Source organism: Escherichia sp. AM3, assembly GCF_032029835.1.
GTDB lineage: Bacteria > Pseudomonadota > Gammaproteobacteria > Enterobacterales > Enterobacteriaceae > Escherichia > Escherichia coli.
The window spans coordinates 1-248 of record NZ_JAVUPQ010001196.1 but is presented as its reverse complement, the minus strand read 5'-3'; the positions used below and the strand labels follow the sequence as shown (position 1 = coordinate 248).

Annotated in this window: 1 pseudogene; it reads right to left on the bottom strand. The window is 58.1% G+C overall.

The features are described from left to right. A pseudogene (locus RTW80_RS30285) lies at positions 1-248 on the bottom strand (thiazolinyl imide reductase); the annotation flags it as partial.

Genomic DNA, 248 nt, shown 5'->3' with positions numbered 1-248 from the left:
GATCTCCGGTCTGCGGTAGAGGCTGTGGGCGTTCTCCTGATGGTCTGCGACAAACAGGCTGGATGACCAGATGACGGGGCCGTAGCTCGCCTCCAGCGAAAGATGACCTTCCGGCCAGCCCAGCAGCAGGCGGTGCATGATAAGGCTATGCATATCTGGATCGTCAGGATCGAGATATCGCTGAAGCAGCAGGCAGGCTTCTCCCTCCGGCCAGAAGAGTCTCAGACAGTGAAAATCGCTAAAGCTGC